Origin of the sequence: Kingella denitrificans ATCC 33394 (genome assembly GCF_000190695.1) — a bacterium.
GTDB lineage: Bacteria > Pseudomonadota > Gammaproteobacteria > Burkholderiales > Neisseriaceae > Kingella_A > Kingella_A denitrificans.
The window spans coordinates 902,025-923,270 of sequence record NZ_GL870929.1 but is presented as its reverse complement, the minus strand read 5'-3'; the positions used below and the strand labels follow the sequence as shown (position 1 = coordinate 923,270).

27 protein-coding genes and 1 pseudogene are annotated in these 21,246 nt (G+C 53.9%); 24 read left to right on the top strand and 4 right to left on the bottom strand.

The features are described from left to right. Positions 1 to 53 precede the first annotated feature (53 nt). The 3 genes and pseudogenes from HMPREF9098_RS04620 to trkA all read right to left on the bottom strand — a co-directional run bounded on the left by HMPREF9098_RS04620 (position 54) and on the right by trkA (position 2,794). A pseudogene (locus HMPREF9098_RS04620) lies at positions 54 to 697 on the bottom strand (IS1595 family transposase). Between the two features lie 91 nt (positions 698 to 788). Next, a complete protein-coding gene (locus HMPREF9098_RS04615; RefSeq protein ID WP_003782450.1) occupies positions 789 to 1,316 on the bottom strand; it encodes a hypothetical protein in 528 nt (175 codons plus the stop codon). A gap of 56 nt (positions 1,317 to 1,372) precedes the next feature. Continuing rightward, a complete protein-coding gene (gene trkA, locus HMPREF9098_RS04610; RefSeq protein ID WP_003782449.1) occupies positions 1,373 to 2,794 on the bottom strand; it encodes a Trk system potassium transporter TrkA in 1,422 nt (473 codons plus the stop codon). On the opposite strand from trkA, the gene HMPREF9098_RS04605 reads away from it, so the two are divergent. The 24 genes from HMPREF9098_RS04605 to iscA all read left to right on the top strand — a co-directional run bounded on the left by HMPREF9098_RS04605 (position 2,795) and on the right by iscA (position 20,849). Next, complete coding sequence (locus HMPREF9098_RS04605; protein WP_003782448.1) at positions 2,795 to 3,751, top strand: glycosyltransferase family 2 protein; 957 nt, start codon at positions 2,795 to 2,797, stop codon at positions 3,749 to 3,751. Beyond that, positions 3,748 to 5,223 (top strand): anthranilate synthase component I, encoded by a 1,476-nt coding sequence (gene trpE, locus HMPREF9098_RS04600; RefSeq protein ID WP_003782447.1) that lies wholly within the window; start codon positions 3,748 to 3,750, stop codon positions 5,221 to 5,223. Before HMPREF9098_RS04605 ends, trpE begins: the two co-directional genes overlap by 4 nt. A gap of 93 nt (positions 5,224 to 5,316) precedes the next feature. Then, positions 5,317 to 5,724 carry a VOC family protein gene (locus tag HMPREF9098_RS04595; RefSeq protein WP_040564268.1) on the top strand — a complete coding sequence of 136 codons (408 nt, stop codon included), beginning with the start codon at positions 5,317 to 5,319 and terminating at the stop codon, positions 5,722 to 5,724. A 6-nt stretch (positions 5,725 to 5,730) separates the two neighbouring features. Next, positions 5,731 to 6,450, top strand: a complete 720-nt coding sequence (locus HMPREF9098_RS04590) for a hypothetical protein (protein WP_003782445.1) — start codon at positions 5,731 to 5,733, stop codon at positions 6,448 to 6,450. Positions 6,451 to 6,689: 239 nt separating this feature from the next. Then, the gene (locus HMPREF9098_RS11380) at positions 6,690 to 7,562 is read left to right on the top strand and encodes a transferrin-binding protein-like solute binding protein (RefSeq protein ID WP_003782443.1); all 873 of its coding nucleotides are present in this window, start codon (positions 6,690 to 6,692) and stop codon (positions 7,560 to 7,562) included. A gap of 230 nt (positions 7,563 to 7,792) precedes the next feature. Next, positions 7,793 to 8,659: a tetratricopeptide repeat protein gene (locus tag HMPREF9098_RS12080; protein ID WP_003782441.1), complete on the top strand. Its 867-nt coding sequence runs from the start codon at positions 7,793 to 7,795 to the stop codon at positions 8,657 to 8,659. Positions 8,660 to 8,683: 24 nt separating this feature from the next. After that, entirely contained in the window at positions 8,684 to 9,493 is an 810-nt protein-coding gene (locus HMPREF9098_RS12075) for a tetratricopeptide repeat protein (protein WP_198489552.1), read from the top strand. 339 nt (positions 9,494 to 9,832) lie between these two features. Continuing rightward, positions 9,833 to 10,279: a Fe-S cluster assembly transcriptional regulator IscR gene (iscR, locus tag HMPREF9098_RS04570; protein ID WP_003782439.1), complete on the top strand. Its 447-nt coding sequence runs from the start codon at positions 9,833 to 9,835 to the stop codon at positions 10,277 to 10,279. Positions 10,280 to 10,385: 106 nt separating this feature from the next. Continuing rightward, positions 10,386 to 11,600 carry an IscS subfamily cysteine desulfurase gene (locus tag HMPREF9098_RS04565; RefSeq protein WP_003782438.1) on the top strand — a complete coding sequence of 405 codons (1,215 nt, stop codon included), beginning with the start codon at positions 10,386 to 10,388 and terminating at the stop codon, positions 11,598 to 11,600. A 94-nt stretch (positions 11,601 to 11,694) separates the two neighbouring features. After that, on the top strand, positions 11,695 to 12,498 hold the full coding sequence (locus HMPREF9098_RS04560) for a hypothetical protein (RefSeq protein ID WP_003782437.1): 804 nt from the start codon (positions 11,695 to 11,697) through the stop codon (positions 12,496 to 12,498). A gap of 413 nt (positions 12,499 to 12,911) precedes the next feature. Then, the gene (gene nrdD / locus HMPREF9098_RS04555) at positions 12,912 to 14,759 is read left to right on the top strand and encodes an anaerobic ribonucleoside-triphosphate reductase (RefSeq protein WP_370889896.1); all 1,848 of its coding nucleotides are present in this window, start codon (positions 12,912 to 12,914) and stop codon (positions 14,757 to 14,759) included. Then, positions 14,752 to 15,294: an anaerobic ribonucleoside-triphosphate reductase activating protein gene (nrdG, locus tag HMPREF9098_RS04550; protein WP_003782435.1), complete on the top strand. Its 543-nt coding sequence runs from the start codon at positions 14,752 to 14,754 to the stop codon at positions 15,292 to 15,294. The genes nrdD and nrdG overlap by 8 nt, the downstream gene beginning before the upstream one ends. A gap of 52 nt (positions 15,295 to 15,346) precedes the next feature. Continuing rightward, a complete protein-coding gene (locus HMPREF9098_RS04545) occupies positions 15,347 to 15,739 on the top strand; it encodes a hypothetical protein (RefSeq protein WP_040564265.1) in 393 nt (130 codons plus the stop codon). 113 nt (positions 15,740 to 15,852) lie between these two features. Further along, entirely contained in the window at positions 15,853 to 15,984 is a 132-nt protein-coding gene (locus tag HMPREF9098_RS12215) for a hypothetical protein (protein WP_003782432.1), read from the top strand. Positions 15,985 to 15,996: 12 nt separating this feature from the next. Further along, positions 15,997 to 16,173, top strand: a complete 177-nt coding sequence (locus HMPREF9098_RS11690) for a hypothetical protein (RefSeq protein WP_003782430.1) — start codon at positions 15,997 to 15,999, stop codon at positions 16,171 to 16,173. A gap of 64 nt (positions 16,174 to 16,237) precedes the next feature. After that, positions 16,238 to 16,621, top strand: a complete 384-nt coding sequence (gene iscU / locus HMPREF9098_RS04540) for a Fe-S cluster assembly scaffold IscU (RefSeq protein ID WP_003782429.1) — start codon at positions 16,238 to 16,240, stop codon at positions 16,619 to 16,621. 1 nt (position 16,622) lies between these two features. After that, the gene (locus HMPREF9098_RS04535; protein WP_003782428.1) at positions 16,623 to 16,889 is read left to right on the top strand and encodes a DksA/TraR family C4-type zinc finger protein; all 267 of its coding nucleotides are present in this window, start codon (positions 16,623 to 16,625) and stop codon (positions 16,887 to 16,889) included. Positions 16,890 to 16,952: 63 nt separating this feature from the next. After that, a complete protein-coding gene (locus tag HMPREF9098_RS04530) occupies positions 16,953 to 17,576 on the top strand; it encodes an FMN-dependent NADH-azoreductase (protein ID WP_003782426.1) in 624 nt (207 codons plus the stop codon). A gap of 61 nt (positions 17,577 to 17,637) precedes the next feature. Then, positions 17,638 to 18,108 (top strand): GNAT family N-acetyltransferase, encoded by a 471-nt coding sequence (locus HMPREF9098_RS04525; RefSeq protein ID WP_040564718.1) that lies wholly within the window; start codon positions 17,638 to 17,640, stop codon positions 18,106 to 18,108. Positions 18,109 to 18,253: 145 nt separating this feature from the next. Further along, positions 18,254 to 18,886 (top strand): DUF421 domain-containing protein, encoded by a 633-nt coding sequence (locus tag HMPREF9098_RS04520; RefSeq protein ID WP_003782424.1) that lies wholly within the window; start codon positions 18,254 to 18,256, stop codon positions 18,884 to 18,886. Between the two features lie 75 nt (positions 18,887 to 18,961). Next, positions 18,962 to 19,819 (top strand): mechanosensitive ion channel family protein, encoded by an 858-nt coding sequence (locus HMPREF9098_RS04515; protein WP_003782423.1) that lies wholly within the window; start codon positions 18,962 to 18,964, stop codon positions 19,817 to 19,819. Positions 19,820 to 19,876: 57 nt separating this feature from the next. After that, positions 19,877 to 20,116, top strand: a complete 240-nt coding sequence (locus tag HMPREF9098_RS04510; RefSeq protein ID WP_003782422.1) for a Rossmann-fold NAD(P)-binding domain-containing protein — start codon at positions 19,877 to 19,879, stop codon at positions 20,114 to 20,116. A gap of 73 nt (positions 20,117 to 20,189) precedes the next feature. Continuing rightward, positions 20,190 to 20,447, top strand: coding sequence for a SemiSWEET family transporter (locus HMPREF9098_RS04505; RefSeq protein ID WP_003782421.1), 258 nt, complete (start codon positions 20,190 to 20,192; stop codon positions 20,445 to 20,447). Between the two features lie 81 nt (positions 20,448 to 20,528). Then, positions 20,529 to 20,849 (top strand): iron-sulfur cluster assembly protein IscA, encoded by a 321-nt coding sequence (gene iscA / locus HMPREF9098_RS04500; protein WP_003782420.1) that lies wholly within the window; start codon positions 20,529 to 20,531, stop codon positions 20,847 to 20,849. Between the two features lie 83 nt (positions 20,850 to 20,932). Here iscA and HMPREF9098_RS04495 read toward each other — a convergent pair whose 3' ends face one another. Next, positions 20,933 to 21,235 (bottom strand): hypothetical protein, encoded by a 303-nt coding sequence (locus HMPREF9098_RS04495; protein ID WP_040564264.1) that lies wholly within the window; start codon positions 21,233 to 21,235, stop codon positions 20,933 to 20,935. Positions 21,236 to 21,246 lie beyond the last annotated feature (11 nt).

Sequence of the window (21,246 nt, the reverse complement as noted above, 5' to 3'; positions counted from 1 at the left end):
TATCGCGCCAATGATTTCACGGCAGAAAATCAAAGGGGCTTAGGAAGCAAAAATCATTTTAAAGGATCATTCCGCAACATTTTCAGCAGTACTTTGTACAAATCATCATGCCTGTGATTGAAGCGAAATTCAGTTTCTTTCAGATGCAAGTAAAACGTATGTTTTGCTACACCATGTTGTGTATCAGATGGTGTTTCGCATAACTCCAAAACGACTCAATACCGTTAATGTGTTGCGCTCCACGAGCAAACTCATTTTGCCCGTGATACACCCTAAAATGCTTTGCAAATCTCATATCAATCAAACCATGATAACCGCGCCATCCGTCAGTATTGATGACGCTCTCAATGGAGATATGTCCGCGTATAACCTTTTGTAGCGTGGCTTTGGAGGCGTCGGGTACGATTTCCGTATAGACCTTATCTCCCCGTTTGAGTACCCCAAAGACGATGGTTTTGCCACCGGCACTGCGTCCGCGTTTACCACGAATACGCTTCGCACCAAAGTAGGATTCGTCAAGTTCAACAACACCACCAAAAGGAGTTAGCTGCTCACATTCAGCAGCTAACCGTTGCCGTAATTTTAAGAATAGCGTGTTGATACTTCTGACACTGATGCCAGTTAATCTGGCAGTATCAGAAGCAGTCAAATCCAAGGCAAATAGCCGTAGAATTTGACGAAATTGTGGTTCAGAAATTTTGCTGAACTTTTGATACTTGTTTTTTTAATTTCATTTCAGAAGCTTATCACTGATTTGGGTGATTTTCCTTCCTAAGCCTCTGTTTTTTTTAATGAGACGGTGCGGCATCGCTGTGCCGCAAAGGCAGCCTGAAAAGCCAACGGCGTAGCAGCCATTTGAGCAACGCAAACAACGGAAACGACAGCAAAAACAAGATAAAGCCATGCCCCGCGCTCCATGATTTGAACGACAGCGGCACCACCTTGCCATCCGCCGTAATGCGGTATCGCTGCGTGAACTGCGCGGTGTCGTAATTCACAAACAATTCAAACGCATCGGGCGCAACGGGCGTTAGGCTGAAAAAACGCCCGTTCTCATCATCGCGGCTGAACGCTTGGCGCAGCAGGGTTTCGTTGCTTTTCAGATTTTGCAGCCGCTGCGGCAAAACCTTGCCCTGCGGCGTGCGCACCAAAACGGTGAACATCGGGCTGATTGCGTCGCCTTCGGCGTATTGCTCGGCGGGCAGTTGGCGAAAGCCCCACGCCATCACCATCATCAGCAGCCACCATGCAATCAGGTGGGCGATGGCGATGAGCAGTTTGAGCACGGTGGTGGTAATAAAGATGCGTGGGGTCATTTTCAGGCTGCCTAATAATGCGAAATGATATTTTCAGGCTGCTTTTAGCGGCACGCTTAACCGAAGAAGCCCATTTTCACTTGAATCAGCTTTTCCAATTCGCGCAACACGCGGCGGCGCGACACGAAAAAGACGATATGGTCGCCGTCTTGCAGGATTTGGCTGTGGTCGCGCCCCATGATGACTTCGTCGCCGCGCACGATGGCGGCAATGTGGCAGCCGGCCGGCCATTTCACTTCATCGACACGCCGGCCGACCAGCGAGGACGTGTGCCGGTCGCCGTGCACCACCGCTTCGATGGCTTCCGCCGTGCCGCGCCGCAGCGGATAGACCGCCGCAATATCGCCGCGCCGCACATGCGACAGAACGCTGCCGATGGTGATTTGGTGCGGCGACACCACGATGTCGATTTGGTTGCCCGTCAGCAAATCCACATAACGCGAGCGGTTGATGATGCTGATGGCGCGTTTGGCACCCAAGTTTTTTGCCAGCAGGCTGGACATGATGTTGTTTTCATCATCGTTGGTGATGGCGCAGAACACGTCGATTTCGTCGATGTATTCGGTTTTCAGCAAATCTTCGTCGCTGGCCGAACCGTGCAGCACCAGGGTGTTGTCCAGATTTTCGGCCAGCCATTCCGCGCGCGCCGCGTTGCTTTCGATAATTTTGATGTTGAATTTGTCTTCTAACCGTTTGGCGAGCCGGTAGCCGATGTTGCCGCCGCCGGCAATGATGAGGCGGTGGTTGGACTGTTTGTAGTGGAACAGCACATACATCACCGTGGCCATTGATTGCGCTTCCACGGCAAAGCCGATTTCGTCGCCTTCCTGAATCACGGTGTCGGACTGCGGCACAATCAGGCGGTTGCCGCGGTAGATGGAGCAGATTTGGCAGTCGGTGTTTTCGGGCAGCAGGGCGACCAGCGTTTCAATGGTCTTGCCGATGATGCCGTCGCCTGCTTTTGCCTGCGCCACCACCAGCCGCACTTTGTCGTTGGCAAAGGGCAGCACTTGCAGCGCGCGCACATAGTTGAGCAGGCCGACCAAGTGTTCCGTCACCAAATGTTCGGGGTGGATGGAGTCGGTGATGGCGAAGGCGTTCAGGCTGTCAGAAAGGGATTTGTCGGCATCGAGGCCTTTGCTTTCGTCTTGGCCGTATTCCAGATAATCGACCGAACGCACGCGGGCAATGCGCTGCGGGATGTTGAACAGTTCCGCCGCCAGTTTGCACGCCACGAGGTTGGTTTCGTCGTTGCGCGTGAGGGCCAGCAGCATATCGGTGTCGGCCGCGCCCGCCTGTTCCAGAATCATGGGCGACGAGCCGTTGCCGACAATGGTCTGCACGTCCAGCCGGCTGCCGGTGTTGCGCAGGGCGGCTTCGTCGGTGTCGATGATGGTCACGTCGTGGTTGGGCATGGCGGCAAGCTCTTGGGCAATGGTGGAACCGACTTGGCCGCTGCCCAGAATGAGGATTTTCATGTGCAGGCTGCTTTTGAAAAAAGGAAAACGCGCGTATTATACGCCGAATTTGCTTTGGCTATGCGGCCTGCCGAAAAGCAGCCTGCACCCTTGCCCCGAAGCGCCGTCCGAACGATTGATTTAGAGAAACCCATGCTGCCCCTGCATTCCCTGCTGACCATTGCCCTGATTACCAAAAACGAAGAGCGCGTGCTGGCGCAATGCCTCGATAGCGTGAAGGATTTGGGCTGCGACATCGTGATGATCGACTCCGGCAGTTGCGATAATACGGCAGAAATCGCCCGCCAATACGGTGCCGACGTGCATGTTTTTGACGATTGGCCAGGCTTCGGCGCGCAACGCAACCGTGCGCACGCCTTTATCCGCACGCCGTGGGTGCTTTGGTTGGACGCGGACGAGCGGCTTTCCGAAGCCGCGCGCCAAGATATCCGCCGGCAGCTTGCCGCCCACGAAGCCGACGGCAAGACCGTGTTTTCCATCAACCGCCTGAGCGTGGCCTACGGGCGCGAAATCCGCCACAGCGGCTGGTATCCCGACCGCATCGTGCGCTGCTATCCCGTTGCCCACACGCAATATAGCGACGATTTAGTGCACGAATCCGTGCGTGTGCCGCAAGGTGCGCGCATTATCGAATTGCAGGGCGACGTGCTGCATTTCACTTATCACGATTTGGCACAGCATTTGGCGAAAATGCAGCAATATGCGTTTGCCTGGGCGGCGCAGCGGCAGGGCATAAAGCGCGCCACGCCGTTTTCCGCCACCTGCCGCGCCGTGTTTGCATTCGTGCGGTTTTACCTGCTCAAACGCGGCTTTCTGGACGGCCAGCCCGGTTTGATGATTGCCGCCATGAACGCGGTTTATACGTTTTTGAAATATGCACAGCTGTGGCAGCTGAACCGTTGCCGCGATAACGAAAAAGCAGCCTGCACCCACCACACAAAGGAACACCAGCCATGATGACCAAACAAGAATACCAATCCCAAGCCGCGCAGGGCTATAACCGCATCCCCCTCGTCCAAGAACTGCTGGCAGATTTGGACACGCCCCTGTCGCTTTACCTGAAACTCGCCAACCGCCCGTTTTCCTACCTGCTCGAATCCGTGGTGGGTGGCGAACGCTTCGGGCGCTATTCCTTCATCGGCCTGCCGTGCGACACCTACCTCAAAGTTTCCGGCAGCACCACTGAAATCTACCGCAACCACCAACTCGCCGAAACGCACGAAGGCAACCCGCTGCACGTTATCGAGCAGTTCCACGCCCGTTTCAAAACGCCCGAAATCCCCAAGCTGCCCCGCTTCACCGGCGGATTGGTGGGCTATTTCGGCTACGAGAGCATTTACCATTTCGAGCACATCGCCCACCGCTTGAAGCAGCCTGCAAAAGGCGACCCGCTCGGCACGCCCGATATTTTCCTGATGTTGTCGCAGGAATTGGCGGTGGTGGACAACCTGAGCGGCAAAATCTATCTGATTGTATATGCCGACCCGTCCCAGCCGCAGGGCTATGAACACGCGCGCGCCAAACTGGAATCATTACGCGAAAAACTGCGCCAGAGCGTCGCCATCCCCCTGTCGCTGGGCAGTCAAAAAACCGAGCTCGAACACCTCACCGGCGAAGCGCGCTACAAATCCTACGTGCAGCGCGTGCGCGACTACATTCTGGACGGCGACTGCATGCAGGTCGTCCCCAGCCAGCGCATGAGCCTGCCCTTTGCCGACAAACCGCTGCACCTATACCGCGCCCTGCGCACGCTCAACCCGTCGCCCTATCTGTTTTACTACGATTTCGGCGATTTCCACATCGTCGGCTCGTCGCCTGAAATTTTGGTGCGCCGCGAGCGCGACAAAGTCGTCGTCCGCCCCATTGCCGGCACGCGGCTGCGCGGTGCAACGCCCGAACAGGACACGGCAAACGAACGCGATTTGCTGGCCGACGAAAAAGAAATTGCCGAACACACCATGCTGATTGACTTGGGCCGCAACGATGTGGGCCGCATCAGCCGGACCGGCAGCGTGTCCGTCACCGAAAAAATGGTGGTGGAAAAATATTCGCACGTCATGCACATCGTTTCCAACGTGGAAGGCAGCCTGCAACCCGAAATCGGCAATATGGACATCCTTGCCGCCACATTCCCCGCCGGCACATTGTCCGGAGCGCCCAAAGTACGCGCGCTGGAAATCATTGAAGAGTTGGAACCCGAAAAACGCAATATCTACGGCGGCGCCGTGGGCGTGTGGGCGTTCAACAACGACATGGATTTGGCCATCGCCATCCGCACCGCTGTGATTAAAGACGGCACGCTGTATGTGCAAAGTGGCGGCGGCATCGTGGCCGACAGCGTGGAAGAAGCCGAATGGCAGGAAACGCAAAACAAGGCGCGCGCGGTGCTGCGTGCGGCGCAGATGGTGCAGGAAGGGCTGGATAATTAAGCCGTTTTGAAGGGTGCAGGCTGCTTTTGAAGCCCGCGCCCTTTGTGTTTCAGGCAGCCTGCACACCCAATCAATCATGAAACGGAGAATGCTATGGAGCAGCACATCAACTACATTACGCTCGGCGTGGCTGACCTTGCCGCGTCCCGCCGTTTTTACCGCAACGTATTCGGCTGGCGGGAAACGGAAGACGGCAACGAACACATTGCGTTTTTCCAAACGGGAAACGCGCTGCGGTTGGCCCTGTTCGGCAGGGAAGCCTTGGCGCAGGACGCGCAGGTATCGGCGCAGGGAAGCGGTTTCCCAAGCTTCACGCTGGCGCACAATGTCGGCAGCAAAGCCGAAGTGGATGCGCTGTTTGCCGCATTTGCCGCCCGAAACGCGAACATCGTCAAAGCACCGCAGAAAGTATTTTGGGGCGGATACAGCGGCTATATTGCCGACCCGGACGGCTTTTTGTGGGAAATCGCGTTTAACCCGTTTTTGCAAACACTGCGCTGAAACCAAATGAAACACCAATTACTTGTTTTTCTCCGCGCCGCCTTTATCGGATTGTTCAAATTCGTTTTGGGCTGCGTTTTGTGGGTTGCGCTGTTTATCGCCTTGCACGAATGTCTGAGTTGGTCAGCGACCCGGCATTATCCGCAGGACGGTGCCGTGTCGCCGTTTTTCCTTGTTCCGGTTCAAACGCAGGCAGGCGGGCTAGCCTTCCGCCACCCAAACCAAATCCGACCCGGCGAAAAACCGCAAAATCCGCCGCAGGAAACCGGCGCTTATTTCGTAGAAAGCATAGCCCCTGACACTTTTGAAGCCACCGCCGAATTCGGCATGGGCATGGCCGTGATGCGTTACCGGATTGAAAACGACCGTGTCGTGCCCATCAGCTTTGTGCACGATAACGCCGGCATTTGGGGCACGGCGGCGGTGGGCGCGGCTTTGGCCACCGCATTTTTATTCTGGCTCGCCAAGCTGCGTATTCACTACACGCAAAAAACCTTGCGGCCATATCTGCTTGATTCGGTGGGCGCATTGCTGGGCGCGCTGCAATTTGCGGCATGGCTGGCGGTTTTGTTTGCGCTGGCAGACGGTGTGATGCGGCTTTTGCCGAAAACGGCATGGACGGCAGCAACAAGGGACGGGGTTTATTTTGCGGCTCTGCTTTGTTCGTGCGGGCTGGGGTGGTTGGTCGGCAGGAAAATCAAACGGAATATTCAGAAGAGAAAATGAATGCGTGTGTGGCCGCTATACGGAGAAGTAGGATAGGCACTCGTTGTCCACGCGTTTTGTGTACAAAGGTAGCCTGAAACCCCATCGTGTCGCCATTTCACTAAATAAAAAAATCTTAAAATTCCATAACCTGAATGCAAAATCTGTTATAATACACACGCTCGGTATCTGCCGATTCCCCATCTGCCGCGTACCACTCGGTGGCAGGGGGCAACCTCTCAAAAAAAGGAATCAGGATTATGAAGAAAACCGCCTTAAAAACCGTTACCGTTTTTTGCACCGCTCTGTTCGGATTGGCAGCCTGCGGCGGCAGCGGCTCATCAAATAATACCCCAAATTTCAGCAGCAACACGCCCTCGCCCCAGCCACCTGTTGTCAATAACAGTGGCAACGGAAACGGTAACAACGCTCCTGCACCCCAGCAGCCGACACCACCTGCAACCCCAGCTCCGCAGGCACAATATGGCGGTACAGCGTATTACACCGAAAACGACAGAAGTTTTAACGAATACGCACAAGGCAGAGGCAATGTTCCCGTTAACGGCAATCTTAGTAGCATTACCGTGCAGGGACGCGAAATCAACATCACCACCCCCGAAGCCTTCACCGAAAGCCAAACCCTGCTGCACATGAACGATTCTTGGGCACGCGGTGTTGCCTCCCATATCGGCGACAGCCGCCTGAGTTATACTCGCTTTGGTTTGCAGATGGACAACACTGACTCTTTGCAGTACCGTGCATTCGCCATCGGCAGCCTCACCCCCATTGCCGATGTTCCCACCAGCGGCACGGCGCGCTACGCAGGCTCTTCCGTGTTTTCAAGCTCCGCAATCTCCTATACAACCCAGCCGGCCAATTTTGATGTGGACTTTGGTGCAAAAACCGTCCATGGCAGAATCCATAGTGGTTTGGGCATGCCCAATGCTGTTATGGAATTCGGTGGCACAATCAATGGCGCATCGTTCAGCGGCACAAAAGACGCATTAAATATGCAGGGCAATTTCTACGGCCCAAATGCCGCAGAAATGGGCGGTACGTTCAAAGGCGTTTATGCAATCCCAGGTGGCGACCTGCTTCACGTAAACGGCTCATTCGGTGCGAAAAGACAATAGCATTTGCACATAAAATAGGCAGCCTGAAAAGCATTTTTTGCTTTTCAGGCTGCCTTATTTCCAACGTTGGCGTAATTAGGACGGATGTTTTGTATAGAGGATTAATCAAACTAGGATAAGGTGGCAATGCCCGCCGTGTACAAGTACATAAGGGCATTGGCAACGCTGTACTAGTTTGAATTTAATTTACTATATAATCCCTTCTCCCACCAACCCGACAGGAACGCGATATGTTGAAAAAACTGGCCGGTTTGTTCCGTACGAACCACTCGAACTATCTTGAAAATTTGCAGCGGCGCGCAGAGCAGGGCGATGCCGAAGCCATGTATCTTCTGGGACGGATGTATCACATTGGCGAACTGGTTGAAGCGGATGATGAAAAAGCCATGCTGCTGTACCGTCGCGCCAATGCTTTGGGTTATCCGCTGGCGGCCAATAGTATCGGCGCGCTGTATGACAACATCGGCGAGCCGGAGAAAGCCGTGGAGTGGTTTGAACAAGGCATCCGCCAAGGCGACAAACAGGCGGAAACCAATTTGGGACGGTTTTATCTGAACGGGATTACAGTTGCCCCTGACACGGCCAAAGGCCTGTCCATGCTGGAACCCCATGCGGCGCAAAACGGACACGCTGCATTGACTTTGGGGTTTTGGTACGATGGCGATTTTGACGAAAATCCCCAGCCGGATAATCAAAAAGCCCTGGAATATTACCTGCTGGCCGAAAAGAATTCCCAAGACCTGACGACCATTGAATTGACCGACCTTTATAACAATCTGGGAACGCTTTACAACACTCATGACGGCATCCCCACCGATTACCCAAAAGCGCAAAAATACTTCATTAAAGCCGCAGAGATGGGCATGCCGCATGCCATGCTGAACCTGGGCCATCTGTATGCCGGTAAAGGCGAACACAAACAAGCCTTCAAATGGTATCTCAAAGCCGCTGAAAACGATTTGATTGACGCTTATTACTATGTCGGCAAAGCGTATGCAATGGGCAAAGGTGTGCCGCAGGACGGGCGCAAAGCTGTGGCGTGGCTGGAACAGGCGGCCGAATACGGTGTGGAGGAATGGGTGTCTGAATTGGCATAGATTTACCGCGACGGCTTGGACGGCGTGCCGAAAGATTTGGCAAAAGCGGAAGCATTGTTTGCATTATTGGCCGAACAAAATGCCTATTACGCTCCGACACTGGCACAAATCCGCAGCCAAAATGCCGCCTGCAGCGATTGGGAAAACCTGTTGGCACGGGCAGAGGGCGGCGAACTGGCCGCACAGAAAGATTTGGCTATGGCCTATATGCGTGGCGAGGCGGTGGAGGAGGATGCAGAAGCCTCCTTCAAGTGGTACAAAGCCGCCGCCGAACAAGGCGATGCCGAGGCGCAAAATAGTCTTTATGTACGTTATGCAGAAGGACGGGGTGTGGCGCAAAACAAAGAAGAAGCGCTGAAATGGCTGCACCGCGCGGCCGAACAAGAATATGGCATGGCCTATTACAATTTGGGTTGGGAATACGCATACGGCGGATTGCTGGAGAAAGACGAGCAAAAAGCCGTCGGTTTCTTTAAAAAAGCAGCGGAAAAAAGTGTTTTGGAGGCCTATGCCGAACTGGGGCTGATTTACACTTACGGCAAAACCATTCCGCACGACTACGCGCTGGCGCGCCGATATTACGAACAGGCCGGCGGCAACAAACTTGGCCAAGCGCAGAACGAATTGGCTACCCTGCATTACAACGGGCAGGGCACGCCGAAAGATGACAGCAAAGCCTTTCTGTATTACCAATTTGCCGCCAGCAACGACAGCCCGGAAGGCATGTACAATTTGGCAATGATGTATGAAAACGGTTTCGGCACGAAACGCAACCGCAAATTGGCCGACGAATGGTACAAAAAAGCCTACGAAGCGGGCTTTGAAGAAGCGTGAAGACGGATTTGGACGGCAAAAAAGCAGCCTGCACTTCATAATGCAAAGTGCAGGTTGCTTTTGCTTTTTTCGCCATTATCGGCCGCCCTGTTTCATGCGCGAAATCCTTTGTGTGAAGAGTAGGTGAGTGCGGAGAAAAAATCATAGATGAAATCTGAATAAGAAAACATCAATAAAATATTTTCATAAATATCAATATGTTGAAAAATTAAATAATTGATTTAAATCAAATATGGCAAAGTGCAGGCTGCTTTCGACACCCGTTTTAATCTTGACTAAATTACTCGGATATTGCACAATCGCACCTCATAAGAAAAACACTTAAACAGAGCTTGAACCATGAGATTAACCACCAAAGGGCGATTTGCGGTTACAGCCATGATTGATTTGGCACTTAACGCGCAAAACAATGCCGTCAAACTCAATTCCATTAGCGAACGCCAGCAAATTTCGCTGTCTTATCTGGAACAATTATTCAGCAAACTGCGCAGGGCCGGCTTGGTCGAAAGCATACGCGGGCCGGGCGGCGGCTACATTTTGGGGCGCGACGCGGGCGAAATCAACATTGCCCAAATCATCGCCGCCGCCGAAGACGAACTGGACGCCACGCTGTGCAAAGGCAAAGCCAACTGCCAAAGCGGCGCGCCGTGTCTGACCCATAATCTGTGGGAAAACCTGAATCACACCATTAACGCTTATTTAAGCAGCGTAACGCTTGCCGGATTGCTTGCCCAGCAGCAGCCCGACAAAAACACCCAAATCGTCAAGATAACGCATATTTATTGAATCGGCACGCTCATCGGCCGGGAAACCAAAACTACGGCCAAAAGCAGCCTGCACTTTTCAATGCATTGATTTTATTGATACAACAACATACTTCAAGGACACCACCATGACCGTTAAAACCCCCGTTTATTTGGACTACGCCGCCACCACCCCAGTTGACAAACGCGTTGCCGAAAAAATGATTCCCTACTTAACCGAAACCTTCGGCAACCCCGCATCCAGCAGCCACGCATTTGGCTGGGTGGCGGAAGAAGCCGTGGAAAAAGCCCGTGCCGACATCGCCGCCCTGATTAACGCCGATGCCAAAGAAATCGTCTTCACCAGCGGCGCGACCGAGTCCGACAACCTCGCCATCAAAGGCGCGGCACACTTCTACCAATCCAAAGGCAAACACCTCATCACCGTCAAAACCGAACACAAAGCCGTGCTCGACACCATGCGCGAACTCGAACGCCAAGGCTTTGAAGTAACCTATCTCGGCGTGCAGGAAAACGGTTTGATTGATTTGGACGAGCTCAAAGCCGCCATCCGCGACGACACCATCCTGATTTCCGTGATGTGGGTGAACAACGAAATCGGCGTGGTGCAAGATATTCCCGCCATCGGCGAAATCTGCCGCGAACGCAAAATCATCTTCCACGTCGATGCCGCCCAAGCCTGCGGCAAAGTGCCTGTTGACGTGGAAGCCGCCAAAATCGACCTGCTCTCCATGTCCGGCCACAAAGTGTACGGCCCCAAAGGCATCGGCGCGCTGTATGTCCGCCGCAAACCCCGCGTCCGCCTCGAAGCCCAAATGCACGGCGGCGGCCACGAACGCGGCTTCCGCAGCGGCACCCTGCCGACCCACCAAATCGTCGGCATGGGCGAAGCCTTCCGCATCGCCAAAGAAGAACTCGAGCAAGACATGACGCACTACCGCAAACTGCGCGACATCTTCCTCAAAGGCATCGAAGGCATCGAAGAAGTCTATATCAACGGCGACCTCGAACACCGCGCCCCGAACAACCTGAACGTCAGCTTCAACTTCGTCGAAGGCGAAAGCCTGATTATGGCGGTGAAAGAACTCGCCGTATCCAGCGGCTCCGCCTGCACCTCCGCCTCGCTCGAACCCAGCTACGTCCTGCGCGCGCTCGGCCGCAACGACGAACTGGCGCACTCCTCCCTGCGCATCACTTTCGGCCGCATGACCACCGAAGAAGAAGTGCAGTTTGCCGCAGAGCTGATTAAATCCAAAATCGGCAAACTGCGCGAACTGTCGCCGTTGTGGGAAATGTTTAAAGACGGGATTGATTTGAACTCAATTGAATGGGCGGCGCATTAAAAGCAGCCTGCATTTTGGCAATGGAGCGCGGATGTTTAGATTCGCGTTTCAGGCAGCCTGGGACATTATTTATTAGTTTAAAAACGTTTACAAAATGCTGATCAAAATGAATAAAACAAGTTTAATCGTTCTTTCAATCGCGTTCTCTCTTTCTGCATGTTCTGTTATGCCGAGCAAACCGCTGTCACCTGAAGAGGAAAAGGCGCGTAGGGAGGCAGCATATCGCAAGGATTATACTGATGTTGCCACTCATATCATTACATTGAAGGGACAAGAAGTTAAGATAATCGATCGGCTATATCATCCTCATGATATTAGGAATAGCCGTTTCAGCATAGGCGAAGTCAGTGAACCTAATTTGGTGATTATCCGAAGGTCGAACACAGTTGGTACTACAGCTTTAGCGACGCTGGCCACCATTGCAAGCATTTTTTCTTTTAATAGTCAACCGATTGACGGTTTTTCTAAACATGAATTGCGTGGCAGCGAGGTAGAACCAAAGTTTCCTAATCCTGTTTTCGATTATTTATCCCCAAAAATACGGGCATGGGTGTCGGGAATACCTGTTCAGGATGAGGGGAGGATAGCTAAAAATATCTATATCCAGCCCGGTCGGTTTTATTTGGTGTATGAAAAATTAAGTGGAGGAGATAAATATTTGCTGCATAATGAAGTACATCTGCGCATGACATTCAGTAATTTGGGTGGGGTGAAAGAACCGGATTTTTCTTGTGTTAAGGAAGCTGACGGCCATTCCTTGGAGGATTGGCGTAAAGATGGGTATGCCTTGGTTCGTCAAACTGTTGAAAAGCAATTTGACGAATGTTTGGAGCAGTTCAAAGCCAAGCAAGAGCAATTGATTAAAAGTCTTTACATACCCACTACGGCAAAAAATTAATGGATGATAAATTTCGTCTATGCTCAAATTAAAGAACAGGCAAAGCTGGTCATTGGATGGAGTGTACCAATATCCATAGGGGGAACAACCTACTAGAGGAATAAGGATATTTTTTAGTATTGGAATAATGGCGTGAAGTTTGGACTGTACAATCTCCGATTTTGAAGCAGCCTGCTTTTACTAAACAATATATTTTAACAATAAGACATACTTAAAACCTTTATCAAACCCCGAAATACCCAAAACAGATACAGGCTGGGGAAACCCCAAAGCAGGGCAGCCTGAAATCCCCGGCCTTCTCTCCTTTCAGGCAGCCCAAAAAAGAGGAGATGTGCCACCATCCTAAAAGGAGGAGACGTGATGCATATCGGTTGATGCAATTCGTAAAAAAAGAGGATTTAAAAATGTCGTTGATTTCTTCATTGTCCGAAGCCCAGTTGCAGGACAAAGTCAACTTTATCGAGAACTACAAACAGGCGTTCAACCCCGCCGACGGTTCTACGGTGGACGCTAACGCCAACGTTACCCTGAAAAACATTTCCACGCTGGAAACCGAATTGATGAAAGACTATTTCATCCAGGTGAACCGCAGGCTGATGACGGACAAAATCACTCAACTGTTCGGCAGTGAATTAGCAGACGAATATGTGCGCCAGCTGGAAAACCACGAAATCTACGCACACGACGAAAGCAGCCTGCGCCCCTACTGCGCCAGCATTTCCATGTATCCGTTCCTGCTCAACGGGCTCACGCAGCTGGGCGGCGAATCCAAAGCGCCGAAAAATCTGGCTTCGTTCTGCGGTTCGTTCGTCAATCTGGTATTTGCGGTGAGCTCGCAGTTTGCCGGTGCGGTGGCAACGGTGGAATTTTTGGCCTATTTCGACTATTTCGCCCGCAAAGAGTTCGGCGAAGACTATATGGACAGGCTGTCCGAGAAAACCGCCAATCCGGCATTCGGCAGCGGCACCGAAATCGCACGGAAAACCGTCGGCGCGCAACTGGCGGGCTATTTCCAGCAGGTGGTGTACACCATCAACCAGCCTGCCGCCGCGCGCAATTACCAGTCCGTATTTTGGAATATTTCCATTTACGACCAATATTATTTCGAATCGATGTTTGAAAGTTTCGCCTTTCCGGACGAAGCATTCAGCCGGCCGAAATGGGAATCCGTCAAAAAACTGCAAGTGTTTTTCCTGAAATGGTTTAACGAAGAACGCAAAAAAGCCTTGCTCACGTTCCCCGTCGTAACCTGTGCCTTGCTGACCGACAAAAACCAATGCCGGGACGAAGAATTTGCTGACATGGTGGCCGACGAGCTGGCAAACGGCAACTCGTTCTTCATGTATCTGTCCGAAAACGCTGATTCGCTGGCTTCGTGCTGCCGCCTGCGCAACGAAATCACCGACAAAACCTTTTCCTACACGTTGGGTGCGGGCGGCGTGGCAACGGGTTCGATTAACGTGATTACGCTCAACATGAACCGTTTGGTGCAGGACGGGCGCGATTTGGCGACGGAAGTGGAAAAAATCCACCAATATCAGGTGGCCTACCGCAAAATCATGGAAGAATTCAAAGCCGGCGGGCTGCTGCCTGTTTACGATGCGGGATTCATCACGCTGGACAAACAATTCCTGACCATCGGCATTAACGGGATGGTGGAAGCGGCGGAATCGCAGGGCATCCATGTCGGCTACAACGACGAATACGTCAAATTCGTGCAGGAAAAACTGAAAATCATCTACCACGCCAATCAGGAAGCCGCCAAAAAATACGGCTACAAATTCAATACCGAATTCGTGCCGGCCGAAAACTTGGGCGCGAAAAACGCGAAGTGGGACAAAAAAGATGGTTACAGCGTGAAAGAAGAGCGCGACTGCTACAATTCCTATTTCTATGTGGTGGAAGACGAATTTATCAATCCGCTGGACAAATTCCTGCTGCACGGCAGGGAACTGGTGGATTATTTGGACGGCGGTTCCGCGCTGCACCTGAATCTGGACGAAAAACTGACGCAGGAAGGTTACAAGAAACTGGTCAATGTGGCGGCGAAAACGGGGTGCAACTATTTCTGCATCAACGTCCGCACCACTATCTGCAACGAATGCGGGCACATTGACAAGCGCACGCTGTACCGCTGCCCTTCGTGCGGCACGGAAAACGTGGACCACGCCACAAGGGTCATCGGCTACCTGAAACGCGTGTCTTCGTTCAGCAGGGCGCGGCGCAAAGAACACGCCATGCGGCACTACCACCGTGCATAAAACGCAGTTTGTGCAGCCGTTCGGGGGCGGCGTTGCCCCCGATGCGCCGCTGCTGTTCGTTAGCGAGCAGATTACCTTTCAGGAAGTGCCGGACGAAATCGCCCTGTCGTTTCTGATTGCAGGCTGCCCGCTGATGTGCAAAGGCTGCCATAGCGCGGACAGCTGGAGCGAAACCGCCAGGCAGCCGCACAAAACGGAACTGACGGCGGAATACCTGCAACAGCAAATCGACAAATACCGCAATATGGTTTCCTGCGTGCTGTTTTTGGGTGGCGAATGGCACATCCGCTCCCTGCTGCAACATCTGGCGCTGGCCAAGCAGAACGGCCTGAAAACCTGCCTTTATACCGGGCTGGATTTATGCGAAATCGACACGCTGGCATACCGCAACGAACTGCTGCCGCTGCTGGATTACCTGAAAACAGGGCGTTGGCAGGCAGATTTGGGCGGGCTGGGCAGCGCCACCACTAACCAGAAATGGTGGCGGATTCAAAACGGCCAAGCCGAAGAAGTGCCGTGGAAACATGGGCTGTGAGGCCGTTTCAGGCAGCCTGCACCCGATAAACCAATTACACAAGGAGCAAACTATGCTCGGTTGGCAGATAACCGTTTTTAGCGATGCGGACAGGCAAGAGCCGCACCTCATCGCCTTGTGGGAGTGCGGCATTGGCGGCGCGGACTGGCTGGACGAACTTTGTCAAGCAGGGCACGCCGAGCAGACCGAAAACAACGGCGGCTATCCCAATGTGTACCAAACGCAGGCGAAACACATCGCCCCGTGGCTGCTGGACGGCAAAATCTCACCGAAGGGCGATGTGCCGCACAGCAACTTCATGCCTGTGTTCATGGAAACGGACGAGGGCGAAACCGTGCTGATGCAGTCGTACGGCTACCGCCCTTTGGAATTGCGCGGCCCCGAATTGCTGCGCGACCTGCCGCCCGAAACGGTTTTAACGATACAGGTATTTGATTTAAGTTGAAAATTTATTTTCAGGCGGCCTGAAAAGCAGCCTGCACCTGACGGCATATTCAGATACCCACGCGGGCAAGGCTGCCCCGCCCCAAAGCAGCCTGCACACACAAAGGAATAACCATGAACGACCAAACCACAGACGATTTCGACAACTTGGACGCGCTCTTCGAAAACTTTGACGGCGTTACCGTGGAAGGCGGTGTCGATTCCGAAAACGACGACGGCTGCGAAGGCGGTGCGTGCAAAATTTAAAGGCAGCCTGAAATGAAACACCTGCTCTTAACAGTTATCGGCGCAACCGCGCTGGCCGCCTGCGCCACGCCCGACTACACGGATACGCGCCCCGAAGTCCACACGCAGAAATCATCCGCGCCTTATGTGCGCACGCACAAGCAGCCGGACGGGCAAATCAAGGTGGAAACCGTTACCCCGCACCCGTAGGCGCAAAAAGCAGCCTGCACCCCAAAAATTTTACTAACCTGCTAAAAATACAAGGAAACACATCATGGCATACAGCGACAAAGTCATTGACCATTACGAAAATCCACGCAACGTCGGCACGTTCGACAAAGACGACAGCGACGTCGGCACCGGCATGGTGGGCGCGCCCGCCTGCGGCGACGTGATGCGCCTGCAAATCAAAGTGAACGACCAAGGCATTATTGAAGACGCCAAATTCAAAACCTACGGCTGCGGCTCCGCCATCGCCTCGTCCAGCCTGATTACCGAATGGGTGAAAGGCAAAAGTTTGGACGACGCGCTGGCGATTAAAAACAGCGAAATCGCCGAAGAATTGGAACTGCCGCCTGTGAAAATCCACTGCTCGATTTTGGCGGAAGACGCGGTGAAAGCCGCCGTGGCGGACTACAAAAAGAAAAAAGGCGTATAACATGGCCGGCGGCTGGGCGCCCGACGGCGCGGAGCAGGCGCAAATCGACGCCAATTTGGACGACGCGCTCGCCGCCGCCCGGCAAAACCTACCCTCTGGCGAAAGTGCCCGCGAATGCGCCGAATGCGGCGAGCCGATTCCCGAAGCCCGCCGCCGTGCCCTGCGCGGCGTGCAGTTGTGTATTGCCTGCCAAGAAGAAGCGGACAAACAACAGCGTTTTCAGGCTGCCTACAACCGGCGCGGCAGCAAGGACAGCCAGCTGAAATAGGCAGCCTGAAACCGATAAATCCATAGCAACCCAGTTTTTTCAACCTACAGAAAGGTATTCAAAATGACCGATACTCTGATTATTAACGCCCATCCCAATCCGCATTCATCTATGTCCGCCACCAATCGCATGGTTGCCCACCTGTTGGCCAAGCTGCCAGCAGGCAGCGTGCAAACCGTCAATCTGGCGGAAACCGACATCCAGCCGTTGGACAAGGCCGCGGTGGAAATGTTTATCGCCACCGTGTTCCAAAGGCAGCAGCCGAACGCGGAACAGGCGGCGTTGCTGGCGCGGTTGATGTCGGTGGTGGAGCAAGTGAAATCCGCCCGCCGCCTCGTTATCGCCTATCCGATGTATAACTCCGGCATTCCCGCCCGCCTGAAAGACTGGCTGGACAATCTGGTTGTGCCCGGTGAAACCTTCCGCTACGGCGAAGACGGCGCGCCGCAAGGTTTGATGGGCGCGCACACAGTACTGCTGTTGCAGGCCAGCGGCAGCGTTTATTCCGAAGGCCCGATGGCTCAGATGGATTTCGCTTCAAGCTACCTGAAAACCTTGCTCGGCGGTTTCTTAGGCTTCGCTTCGGTGGATACTGTTTATGCCGAAGGCACGGCAGGCGACTGGGAGGCAGCAGTTCAACGTGCCTGCACCGACATCGATGCCGTGTATGACCGCTTCACTGCCTAATGATTTTCAGGCAGTCCGAAAGCCCAAAAAGCAGCCTGCACCCTTGGAGGCTATTTTGCCGATAAACATCGTCCCGCTGGCGGAACAGCCGCAGCACATCGACACCCTCGCGCACGCCCTGCACGCCGAATGGCACGACTTCGCTCCGTGGCAGAACGTGGAAAAAATCCGCGCCTATTACGCCCGCTGCTTGGAAGGCAACGACCTGCCGCTTGCCTGGCTGGCGGTGGACGGCGGGCGGCTGCTCGGCTCGGCCGCGCTGAAACGGCACGATATCGCCGCACTGCCGCAATACGAATACTGGCTGGGCGACGTGTTCGTGCTGCCCGAAGCACGCGGGCGCGGCGTGGGCAGGCATCTGGTGGAACACGCCCTGCTGGAAGCGCGGCGGCTCGGCCTGCCCGAACTCTATCTTTACACGCCCGACGTGCAGGCGGTGTACGCCAAATACGGCTGGCACGAAATCGAAACGCGGCCGCACAACGGCGAAACCGTGTCGGTGATGCGGCTGGCGTTGGACGGCGGCGCGTAGGCAGGGCGTTTTCAGGCAGCCTGAAAGCGCAAATTTTAAAAATAAACAGTGCAGGCTGCTTTTAAAACGGGAAAACAATGCCCAAAAGCAGCCTGCACTTCTTTGCCCTATAAAAAATAAAATTTTACGAAGGTACACATACACCATGTTTTACATCATCGTCGCCCTGAAACTTGTCCTCGGCCTGCTGGCTCTGGTGTTGGTCATCAACCTGACCGGCAAGGGCAACCTCGCCCCCGCTTCCGCCACCGACCAAGTGCAGAACTATGTGCTCGGCGGGATTGTCGGCGGCGTTATCTACAATTCCGATATTTCCGTGCCCGTATTCATGCTGATTTTGGCGATTTGGTTTGCGGCGGTGCTGTCGCTGCGCTGGCTGAAAAAACACAACAGCCTGGTCAAACGGCTGGTGGACGGGCGGCCTGTGTTGCTGATTTCGCGCGGCAAAATCGATGTGGTGGCGGCGCGTAAAATAGGCCTTTCGGCCAACGATTTGGCGTTCAAGCTGCGGATGCAGGGCATTTATACGGTGAAAGATGTCAAACAGGCCATCCTTGAGCAGGATGGTCAGCTCATCGTAACCTCATTCGGCGAAGAAAATCCGAAATATCCGCTGGTTACGGACGGCAGCATCCAGCACGCCACGCTGGAAATGATTGACAAAGACGAAGACTGGCTGCTGGCGGAATTGAAAGCGCAGGGCATTGAAGAGGTCGACGCGGTGTTTTTGGCGGAATACGACGACGGCAAAATCTCGATAACGAAATACGAAGGCTGAAATCCCTATACGGGCGGATAAAAAGCAGCCTGCACCAAAAAATTTCAATACACATCAATGGAGTAGTAATATATTATGGGCAATATGGACATCAACCTCGACCAGTTTTCATCCATTGCCGGTTGGCAGCGGCTGGCCGAAATCGGTATGTCGTTCGGCACCAACCTGCTGGCCGCGCTGGCCATTTTCCTTATCGGCAAATGGATTGTTACCTATCTCGTCATCCTGATGAAGGCCACGCTGACCCGCGCCAAAGTGGACAGGACGCTGGTCAGCTTCCTCGGCAACGTGGCTAATGTCGGCCTGCTTATCTTGGTTATCATCGCCGCGCTGGGCAAACTTGGCATCCCCACCACATCGGTTACCGCCTTAATCGGCGGCGCGGGCTTGGCGGTGGCCCTGTCGCTGAAAGACCAACTGTCGAACTTCGCCGCCGGCGCGCTGATTATCCTGTTCCGCCCGTTCAAAGTGGGCGACTTCATCAAAGTGAACGGCTTTGAAGGCACGGTGAGCGAAATCAAAATGGTACAGACATCATTGCACACGCCGGACAACGAAGAAGTCATCCTGCCCAACAGCGTGGTGATGAGCAACAGCATCGTGAACCGCTCTTCCGACCCGCTGTGCCGCGCCCAAGTGGTGGTGGGTGTGGATTACGCCTGTGATTTGAAGGCCGCCAAAGCCGCCGTGCTGAAAGCCGCCACCGAACACCCGTTATGCGTGCAGACAGCGGGCAGGGAAGCCGTGGCACACGTAACCAATCTGGGCGACAGCGCCATTGAAATCACGCTGTGGGCATGGACGAACGAAGCCAATTTGGGCGCGTTCCGCTTCGGGCTGAACGAGCAGGTGGTGGAAAACCTGCGCGCCGCCAAAATCAACATCCCGTTCCCGCAGCGCGATGTGCATATCATCACGCCGCAGGGGCAATAAGCCGTTGCAGGCAGCCTGCACCCCAAGCCCTGCGAAACACGAATAAGGAGCAAACCTATGTTCAGCCAAGAAGAAACCCAATCACTGCTCGCCGAAAAAGGCATCGGCAAAACCGTGCTGCAACGCCTGCAACAAATGGGCTTGGACGACGTGGCCAAGCTCGCCGTCGCCGATGTGGACGATATGCTGCAACAGGGCGCGGCGCTCACCGGCAGCACCTGCTGGAAAAACAGCCCGCAGGCACGCGCCGCCATGCAGGCTGCCGTGGATTGGGCAAAGCGGCGGCAGGCAGCCTGAATGCGCCGAAAGCAGCCTGCACTGTCAAAACCTGTTATCATTCAAATTTAAACTATCCTCGAAAGGAAAAATCATGAACGAAAAATCCATTAAAATCCTATCCGTTGTCGCCACCATCACCGCCGTGTGCATGTATGTGGCCTATATCCCGCAAATCCAAGCCAATCTGGCCGGCGCGAAAGGCTCGCCGTGGCAGCCGCTTGCCGCCGCCGTGAACTGCACGCTGTGGGTGGCATACGGCCTGTTTTTAAAACCGCGCAACTGGCCGATTATCGTTGCCAACGTACCTGGCGTGGTACTGGGCATTGTGGCATTCTTTACCAGCCTGTAAACGCATAAACCGCAGGCCGACGCCCTCCAAAAGCAGCCTGCACCTACCCGTAACTTCATTCATCATCACGAGGAAAACACCATGATTACGATTACCTCAAATGCCGCCGACCACATCCGCAATTTCATCGCCAAACGCGGCAAAGGCGAAGGCATCCGCATCGGCGTGAAAACCAGCGGCTGCTCCGGCATGGCCTACACGCTGGAATTTGTGGACGACATCCAGCCCGAAGACCAAGTGTTCGAGCAGGACGGCGTGAAAGTGTTTGTGGACCCGAAAAGTTTGGTTTACTTGGACGGCACGCAGGTGGACTATGCCAAAGACGGTTTGCAGGAAGGCTTTAAATTTGAAAACCCGAACGTGAAGGAAAGCTGCGGCTGCGGCGAAAGCTTCCACGTTTGATTCGAAATACAATAAAAGTGCAGGCTGCTTTTGGATGATCTTCAAAAGCAGCCTGCACTTTAATTTATATTGACCGGCTTGGCTTATTCGCAATGCAGCGCTTTGGCTTTGGCGGCAAATTCGCGGTCGGCGATGGCACATAATTGCTCGCGTTGCTGCGGTGTGGCGGCAGGCATGGCATCGAGCAGGGTTTTGGTGTTGCCGCGGTGGAATTCGGCGGTTGGGCCGCTGGCTTTGGCGTAGCAGGCTTCGGCGCGTTTGAAGTGCGCTTGGCAGTTTTGCGGCAGCTCTTCAAATGCCAGCGGTTTGGAATGGTGGTGGCCGTGTGCCTGTGCGGCCAGCGGTGCGGCCATCAGGGCGATGGTGACAAGGGTTTTGACGAACATATCGATTTCCT